The 1,339-nt window shown below is 57.1% G+C and carries 1 protein-coding gene; it reads left to right on the forward strand.

Annotation, left to right across the window (positions count from 1 at the left end):
- Nucleotide 1: 1 nt before the first annotated feature.
- A partial coding sequence (locus AC50YL_RS36000; protein ID WP_494838237.1) for an RCC1 domain-containing protein occupies nucleotides 2-1,339 on the forward strand: 1,338 nt, incomplete at its 3' end.

A 1,339-nucleotide genomic window follows, 5' to 3' on the forward strand; every position in this document is an offset into this window, starting at 1 on the left:
GATAGAGTCAACGGCGACGTCAACGGCGTCAGGCAAACTTTTTGCCGATGCGGTTCAAATCGATTCAGGGGATCGAAGCGTGTATGCAGTCAAAAGCGACGGCAGCTTATGGGCATGGGGCGGCGGCTACGGCTCGATTGGCAACGGGGCGACGACACCAGCCTATACTCCTGTGCAGGTACATATTAACCATGTGAAGGAAGTGTCCGGCGGTTACCGGCATTCGCTCCTCTTGCAGGACGACGGCTCGGTCTGGGCGTTCGGCGGCAACGAGCACGGCCAGCTTGGCAATGGCCAGCAATCGTCAGCCATTGCCATACAGCCGATTCAAGTGACAGGGCTGACCGATATGAAGATGGTATCGGCTGGCGATAATCATAGTCTGGCACTGAAGAACGACGGGACGGTATGGGGCTGGGGCGGCAATGAATTCGGCCAGCTCGACGACGATTCGCGCAAGAACGCCCTAAAGCCGGTGCAGATGAAAGGCTTGCCGTCAATCGTCTCGATTGCGGCGGGCATGTATACATCTGCGGCGCTCGGCAATGGCGGCGAGGTTTGGGTATGGGGGCTTGAAACTCCCGGCGCCAATAAAGCGATTCGCAAGCCTACACGTCTGACGGGAGACGGCGAATACACGGCCATCGCCATTGATCAAATGTACGGAACGGCACTGCGATCCGACGGAACCGTCTGGATGTGGAATAATCAGGCTTGGGTGCAGCCGGAGCACCATATGCTGCTGCCGTATCAAGTAGCTGGGCTGACAGACATTGTAGCGATCAGCATGGGCGCAGCCGTCAAAGCAGACGGAACGGTCTGGCAGTGGAGTATGTGGGACGCAGATGCCCAAGGCCGCGTGTTTGCGGAACAAGTGCCAGGTGTAGCGGGTGCCGTGTCGATTGCTTCCTCGGGACGCAATCATTACGCGCTGCTGAAGGACGGACATGTGCTCTCCTGGGGGACGAACGAATTCGGTCAAACCGGACTTGGTACGCTGGACTTTGAAGTCAAGACGCCTACGCTGGTGAAGAATTCCATTACTGTCTATCTGGATGGCCAGCAGTCCGAGCTGTCGATGCCTCCGCTTCTGGTGGACAACTCGGCTTACGTGCCGCTGCGTGGGATTTTCGAGAAGATGGGCGTGAAGGTGCGGTGGGATGTAAAGACCAGATCGGTCATCGCAGCGAATGCCAGCTCGACGATTATTCTGAGCTCATTGACAGGTCAAACGACGATAGACGGCAAAGTCGTGTCCGGAGCGGAGAATCCGGCCTTCGTTAATGACAGTGTGTATGTACCGCTTCGGTTAATCTCGGAAACACTCGGAGCCGAGGTC

It is taken from the genome of Paenibacillus sp. J22P277 (assembly GCF_059383675.1).